The following is a 6,999-nucleotide window of genomic DNA, read 5'->3' on the forward strand; positions in this document are numbered from 1 at the left end:
CGTGCGTCACCGCCCAGGGGTCGGCCACAGGAAAGCAGGCGAGGCGCTGGTAAGGCGCTCCTCTCACAGTGCCTGCCCGCTTCCCGGACCGGAACCCCTCGTACCGGCACACCGGTTCCCCGGGGCTTTTCACACGTCGGCGTACTTGGCGTCGGCGGCGGGATCGAGGGCCAGCCGGTAGCCCCGCTTGACGACCGTCTGGATCAGCTTGGGCGCCCCGAGCGCGGTCCGCAGCCGCGCCATCGCGGTCTCCACGGCGTGCTCGTCCCGCCCCGCGCCCGGCAGCGCCCGCAGCAGGTCCGCCCGGGCGACCACCCAGCCCGGCCGCCGGGACAACGCCCGCAGCAGGGCCATCCCGGCAGGCGGTACGGGCTTGAGCGCCCCGTCCACCAGCACCGCGTGCCCGCGGATCTCCACCTTGTGCCCGGCGATCGGCAACGCCCGGGAGCGGGCGGGCAGTTCCTGGCACAGCAACTGCACGAGCGGCCCCAGCCGGAACCGCTCCGGCTGCACGGTGTCCACCCCGCGCGCCTGGAGCGGCAGCGCGGTGACCGGCCCGACACAGGCGGGCAGCACCTCGTGGTTGAGCGCGGCGAGCAGCTCCGGCAGGAGCCTGCGCTCCTCGGCCCGGTTGAGGAGGGACGCGGCGGCGGGCGCGCTGGTGAAGGTGAGCGCGTCCAGCCCGCGCGAGACACAGGCGTCCAGCAGCCGGTCCACCGGTGAGAGGTCCTCGGGCGGCATCCACCGGTACACGGGCACACCGACGACCTCGGCCCCACCGGCCCGCAGCGACTCGACGAACCCGGGCAGCGGCTCCCCGTGCAACTGCACGGCGATGCGCCGCCCGTCGATGCCCTCGTCGAGCAGCCGGTCAAGCACTTCCGCCATGGACTCGGAGGACGGCGACCAGTGCTCGGTGAGCCCGGCGGCACGGATGGCCCCTTTGACCTTGGGCCCCCGGGCGAGCAGCTCAACCCCGCGCAACTTGTCGAGCAGGGCCTCCCCAAGCCCCCACCCGTCGGCGGCCTCCACCCACCCCCGGAAGCCGATGGCGGTGGTGGCCACCACCACGTCCGGCACCTGGTCGAGCAGGTCCTTGGTGGCGGCGAGCAGCTCACCGTCGTCGGAGAGCGGCACGATCCGCAGGGCGGGCGCGTGCAGCACGGTCGCGCCGCGCCGCTGGAGCAGGGCGCCGAGTTCGTCGGCCCGGCGCGCGGCGGTGACGCCTACGGTGAACCCGGCGAGGGGGCCGTGTTCCACTGCTGCCTCACGGTCCGGCCGCGGCTCGGCCTGGGGCCGCGGCTCGGCCTCGTTGGGTGAGCGCCGGTCCGGTCGTCGTTGTTCGTCGTACATAACTCTCGTCCCGCACTCGAGTTCGTCTGCCACTTTGTCTGCCACCTACATGCGGGCGAGCCTGTCAACGGCGCGTGACAGGCTCGGTTCCGCTTGATGTCGCTGGTGTTACGTCGGGTGTGGATCACACCTCGGCGTAGCTGAGCTGCGGCTTCGTCTCCGATGCTGCCGTGGTGATCTGCGCCGGACGGGTGCTCCGACGAAGGTATACGGCCCACGTCACCACGAAGCAGACGACGTAGAAGGCCAGGAAGGCGACGAACGCCCCGGTGCCGGAACCGTAGGAGATGAAGGACTGCCGGAAGGCCAGGTTGATGCCCACGCCACCCAGCGCGCCGACGGCCCCGATGAGCCCCATGGAGGCCCCGGACAGCCGCCGCCCGTAGGCAGCCGCGGCCTCCCCTTCCAGCCCGCGGGCCAGCGCCTTGTTCTGGAAGATGCCGGGGATCATCTTGTACGTCGACCCGTTGCCGAGCCCCGTGAGCACGAACAGCACCACGAAGGCGACGGTGAACAGCGCGAGGGAGCGCTGCATCGAGGCGGCGATGAGCACGGCGGTCGCGACGCCCATCCCCACGAAGTTGTAGAGGGTGATCTTCGCCCCGCCGTACCGGTCGGCGAGCCAGCCGCCGAGCGGCCGGATCAGCGAGCCGAGCAGCGGGCCGATGAAGGTGACGTACGCGGCCTGGAGCGGCGTACGGCCGAACTGGTTGGTCAGCACCTGCCCGAAGGCGAAGCTGTAGCCGATGAACGACCCGAACGTCCCGATGTAGAGGAAGGACATGATCCAGGTGTGGGCGTCACGGGCGGCGTCCTTGGCGGCGCCGGTGTCGTTGCGGACGTTCTCGATGTTGTCCATGAACATCGCGGCGAGCACGGCGGCGACGACGATGAGCGGGATGTAGATCCCGAGCAGGACCCGCGGCCCCCCGCTGGCCCCGATGATCGCGAGGGCGACGAGCTGGATGACGGGCACCCCGATGTTCCCGCCCCCCGCGTTCAGCCCGAGGGCCCACCCCTTCTTCTTCAACGGGAAGAAGGCGTTGATGTTGGTCATGGAGGAGGCGAAGTTGCCGCCGCCGACACCGGCCAGCAGCCCGACGAGGAGGAAGGTGGAGAAGGAGGTCCCCGGCTCCATCACGACGAACGCGGCGATGGACGGGACGAGCAGCAGCGCGGCCGAGACGATCGTCCAGTTCCGCCCGCCGAAGATCGCGACCGCGAAGGTGTACGGCACCCGCACGACGGCGCCGACCAGCGTCACCATCGACGTCAGCATGAACTTGTCGGCCGGGGTGAGCCCGTACTCCGGCCCCATGAAGAGCACCAGCACGGACCACAGGGTCCAGATCGAGAACCCGATGTGCTCCGAGAGCACGGAGAAGTACAGGTTCCGCTTGGCGACCTTCTCACCGGTCTCCCGCCAGAAGGTCTCGTTCTCGGGGTCCCAGTGGGCGATCCATCGACCGCCCCTGCTCGACGGTGCGGACGTACTGCTCGGGGCTGTCATGACGCCTCCACGGTGCTCCGGGGCTCGGGTGGTCCTACGAGTGCTGAGACCCGAAGGTAGGGAGACCGCGTTACCTGCCTGTGCCTCTGCGTGACCGGAAAGGAACGTTGCTCTCACGCTGGGTGGGGGGTGGATGAGAGGTCTGGGCCTCAGCCCAGGCCGCCGTACAGGTCCGACATCCCCACCAGCAGCACCCGCCCGGCCTCCGCCGCCTGCCTGAGGTCGGGGGCGGGCTCACTGCGTACGTAGACGGCGAGCAGGGCCCCGTCGGCGTCCCATCCCTGGGCGCACAGCAGGTCACGGATGTGCACGAGCCGCTGGAGATCGGCGACCGTACGCGGCTTGTTGGTCGCCTTGGCCTCCCCGAGCAGGGTGATGCGGGCCCGCTTGTCCCGGGGCCGGGAAGCCCGACTGAGCGCGACCACATCGATCTCATGCCCCCGGTGTTCACGGCACGCGACGGTGGTCGTACCCACGTGTCCGATGTCATCCAGCCCGCGCTCACGCCCGTACCGGAGCGTCCACTGCCTCGCCAGGTCCTCGAAGTGCGGCCCCAGCACCTTGGAGGAGAACGTCTCCCGCGACCGCTCCCAGGCCGCGCGCCCCTCCCTCATCTCGAAGTCGACGAGGTTCGGCCGCACGATCAGGTCGTGGAAGCGCACGATGGGATCGGCGACGGTGATGACCGGCTTGCGCTGGAGCAGCAGATCCTGCTCGTACCGGATGAAGGCAGCGGCCTTCATGACATTGAGGTGGTACGTCAGCTGCCGGGCGTCCATCCCCACGAGCCCTCCGATCTGCGTCGGAGTCGCCGCCCCGTTCGCCACCGCCTCCCAGATGGCGTGGTAGGTGGCCCGGTCACTGATCCGGGGATCCTCCGCGAGCAGGTACTCGGGCTCGGTGAAGAGAATGTGCGAGGGACTGAACACACTGCGCGCGAGCCAGTCGTAGAACCCCTCGGCCCCGGGCTCCGGCGGCGCTCCGACGACATCGCGGTACCCGGGCGCCCCACCGAGAACGGCATCCACGAGGAAGGCAGTGCCTGAGTCCTCGACCCCCCAGTACTCAGCGGCGTCCCGGAACCCGAAGGGCCCGATCCGCATGTCGATCACCGCCCGCCCGCGCAGCGCCTGGTCACCGGCGAGCAGGGTGGACATGGTCGAGATCGCCGACCCACAGAGGATGATCCGCAACGGCGGCCTACCGGACGAGGGCCCGCGCCGGTCGTAGAGCGCCTGGAGCACGGACGGCAGCTCGGGCGAGTGCGCGACGAGGTACGGGAACTCGTCGAGGACGAGCAGCGGAGGCGGCGCGTCGGCGTCACGCCGCCCGGTGAGCAGATCGGCGGCCACGTCCATGGCCTCGACCCAGGAAGTGAAACGCCCGACGCGGATGCCGAGCCCTTGCCCAAGCTCATCGGCGAACCGGTCGAGCGCCATGGCCCGACTCTGCTGAAGGGCGAGGGTGTAGACACCACCCACGGCCCGGCACAGATGCTCCAGCAGGAACGACTTCCCATGCCGCCGCCGCCCGCGGACAACCCCGATCCGAAGCCCAGGCGCCGGGTCGGTACAGAAACGCGCGAGGTCAGCCCACTCGTGGGTGCGGTCGAAGACGGGGGCGGGTTTTGGGAGGGGCATGGGGTGGGCTCCGGGGGAAGAGGGCGACGCCTGCCGACGGATAACCAAACTGCAATTAGCCTAACTGCATTTTGGTTAACAGGGAAGGAGTAACGAATGCGTACGCTCAGTAGTCACACACTCCCGCCGACCGGATTCACCCACCACCCACCTCGAACCACAACAGCTTCCCCACCTGCCGCCCCACCGCCCCCTCCCCGAGCGACCAGCCGCCCCACGAGTCGGCGTACTCCTGCACGAGCAGCAACCCACGCCCGCCGAGGGCGTCCACCGGCACGGAGGGCGGACGAGCACCGGACGGCCGGTCGAAGGGAGCGGGAACGTGCGGACTCGTGTCCCACACCCCGACCCTCAGCCGCCCGCCACCGACCGAGGTCAGCCGCAGGGAGGCGGGGCCGCTGGCGTGCCGGTAGGCGTTGGAGACGAGTTCGGACGTCAACAGCTCGACGACGTCGACGACTTCACGGCAGCCATGCCCGGTGAGCGCGGCTCGCACGGTCATACGTGCGACGCGTGCAGCGCGAGGGTCATGGGGCAGGCGGAGGGCGTACGCCCAGGGGTGGGGCGGGGCTACGGTGACCATGGGTGCCTCCGGGAGGGAAGGGGACGTGGACGACTCGCTTCACGGCCGCGCCGGGCGGTGGCGGTGCCTGGGCAGGTGCTCTTCCGGCTTATGGGCGCGGGGAGTTGGTCGGGACATGGACTACGGTAGAGCGAATAGTTAGACACTTCTCACCAAACTTCCGGAAAGCATCCATGCTTCACCCGTGTGAGGGAGACGCGCCCCGTGTCTCTTCGGAAAGGGAGATGCCGTGCCACCCACCAGCAGCCCGACGCTGCGGCAACGGAGACTAGGCGCTGAGCTGCGCAAGCTCCGCGAACGGGCAGGTCTCACCGCCACCGCCGCCGCCGAGCTGCTCGGCGTCAACCAGGCACGCATCAGCATGATCGAAACGGGCCGCACCCCTATCAGCGCGGAGCGCGTCCGCGCAATGGCCTCCGCCTACGACTGCTCCGACCACCGCCTGATCGAAGCCCTCGCCTCGATGACGGGCCGCCGCACGCGCGGCTGGTGGGAGATGTACCGCGATCACGTCCCTGCCGCCCTGGTCGACCTGGCCGAGCTGGAGCACCACGCCGTCGCCCTACGCGCGGCGCTGATCATCCACGTCCCTGCCCTGCTCCAGACGACCGACCACGCTCGTGCCCTCTTCCGGGAAGTCGTCCCACCCATGCATCAGTACGAGATCGAGCACCGCCTCACGCATCGCATGAAACGGCAGGGCATCCTCCACCGAGAAGACCCACCTCAGTACGTGGCAACCATCCACGAGGCGGCCCTGCGCATGGGCTTCGGCGGCGCGGTCGTCGTCCGAGGCCAGCTGAAGCATCTCCTCGACATGAGCGAACTTCCCCATGTCACGCTCAGGGTGATCCCCTTCGGCACGGCCCACTTCCCCACCACAGGGCAGTCCGTCGACTACATCCAAGGGCCGGTGCAACAACTGGACACCGTCCAGCTGGACTCACATCATGGCGCCTGCCAGTTCCTTGACGCCGAGGCCCAGTTGAGCAAGTACCGTGCCGTGCTCGACAGCATGGAGTCCTGCGCACTCACACCCGCCGAGTCCCGGAACTTCATCCACCGCCTGCTCCAAGACACCTGAGAGGGACCCCCGTGCACTCCACCTCGTGGCAGAAGTCGTCCTACAGCGGCGACGGCTCGAACTGCGTCGAGATATCCACAACCCCCACCGCCATCCACATCCGCGACTCAAAGCACACCGAGGGGCCTCACGTCACCGTGCCCCCCTCCGCCTGGACCCCCTTCATCCAGCACGCGTCGGCTGTCCCGCCCTCTCCGAGGTAGGCAGACCACCCGCCACCTGCTGGCGTGACCGTTGGGGCCGCCCGCTTCTTTGCCAGTGTCGTGCTTCCACGACCCGAGTAAAGGGCGCTCCGCTACCGCTCCGCGTCGGCTACGCCGATGGCCCTACGGGCCACCCTTGACTCGGCTCGCTCCAGCACGGGTAAGAAGCGAGCGGACGGCCCGGAAAAACGGGTGGCCGAGCCATGCCGGTCCCTTGGGCGAGCTGAGTAGTGGGCCGGGGTGATGGGGGCGCGTCGGCGCCTCGCCAGCACGCCGGGCCGGTTTAGCGGCTTGCGGCCCGGTGGGGGTTGCGCGCCCGGTCGCCGGGGGCACGCCGGGTCGGCTTGGCGACTGGCGGGGCTGTGGGCAGAGTGGGGTGCCTTGCGGTCCTCTGGAGTCACATCAGCCTCATGAGTCAACCCTGCGGGAGTAGTTGGCGCCTTTCGCTCATGGCCTGACTGATCTCCGCCTCTGCGACATGGGCGTATGCCTTGCCTGTTCAGAAGGCCTGTGAGCCAAATAGGCCAATTGCCGTCCTGGGTCATGCCTTCTGGGGCCAGCGAGGTCCCTGTGACGGATGAGAGCTTTCTCCCCCTGCCCCCTGCCCCCTGCCCCCTGCCCCCTAC

Annotated in this window: 6 protein-coding genes; 2 read left to right on the forward strand and 4 right to left on the reverse strand. The window is 69.5% G+C overall.

The features are described from left to right. Window positions 1–129 precede the first annotated feature (129 nt). The 4 genes from KBY47_RS26475 to KBY47_RS26490 all read right to left on the reverse strand — a co-directional run bounded on the left by KBY47_RS26475 (window position 130) and on the right by KBY47_RS26490 (window position 5,005). Window positions 130–1,353: a uroporphyrinogen-III synthase gene (locus KBY47_RS26475; protein WP_247695273.1), complete on the reverse strand. Its 1,224-nt coding sequence runs from the start codon at window positions 1,351–1,353 to the stop codon at window positions 130–132. A gap of 124 nt (window positions 1,354–1,477) precedes the next feature. After that, a complete protein-coding gene (locus KBY47_RS26480; RefSeq protein WP_210925067.1) occupies window positions 1,478–2,863 on the reverse strand; it encodes a NarK/NasA family nitrate transporter in 1,386 nt (461 codons plus the stop codon). Window positions 2,864–3,012: 149 nt separating this feature from the next. After that, the gene (locus KBY47_RS26485; protein WP_210925069.1) at window positions 3,013–4,302 is read right to left on the reverse strand and encodes an ATP-binding protein; all 1,290 of its coding nucleotides are present in this window, start codon (window positions 4,300–4,302) and stop codon (window positions 3,013–3,015) included. Window positions 4,303–4,639: 337 nt separating this feature from the next. Continuing rightward, the gene (locus tag KBY47_RS26490; protein WP_308405293.1) at window positions 4,640–5,005 is read right to left on the reverse strand and encodes an ATP-binding protein; all 366 of its coding nucleotides are present in this window, start codon (window positions 5,003–5,005) and stop codon (window positions 4,640–4,642) included. A 310-nt stretch (window positions 5,006–5,315) separates the two neighbouring features. Between KBY47_RS26490 and KBY47_RS26495 the strand changes: the two genes are divergently transcribed. Both KBY47_RS26495 and KBY47_RS26500 read left to right on the forward strand, forming a co-directional pair. Further along, window positions 5,316–6,170, forward strand: a complete 855-nt coding sequence (locus KBY47_RS26495; RefSeq protein ID WP_210925080.1) for a helix-turn-helix transcriptional regulator — start codon at window positions 5,316–5,318, stop codon at window positions 6,168–6,170. Between the two features lie 11 nt (window positions 6,171–6,181). After that, on the forward strand, window positions 6,182–6,373 hold the full coding sequence (locus tag KBY47_RS26500) for a DUF397 domain-containing protein (RefSeq protein ID WP_210925082.1): 192 nt from the start codon (window positions 6,182–6,184) through the stop codon (window positions 6,371–6,373). Window positions 6,374–6,999 lie beyond the last annotated feature (626 nt).

The sequence above is a fragment of the Streptomyces sp. B93 genome (genome assembly GCF_018070565.1).
Lineage (GTDB): Bacteria > Actinomycetota > Actinomycetes > Streptomycetales > Streptomycetaceae > Streptomyces.

Coding starts and splice junctions, on each gene's coding strand:
- KBY47_RS26480 (WP_210925067.1), bottom strand. CDS start 2,863: ATGACAGCCCCGAGCAGTACGTCCGCACCGTCGAGCAGGGGCGGTCGA.
- KBY47_RS26490 (WP_308405293.1), bottom strand. CDS start 5,005: ATGACCGTGCGAGCCGCGCTCACCGGGCATGGCTGCCGTGAAGTCGTC.
- KBY47_RS26485 (WP_210925069.1), bottom strand. CDS start 4,302: ATGGCGCTCGACCGGTTCGCCGATGAGCTTGGGCAAGGGCTCGGCATC.
- KBY47_RS26475 (WP_247695273.1), bottom strand. CDS start 1,353: ATGTACGACGAACAACGACGACCGGACCGGCGCTCACCCAACGAGGCC.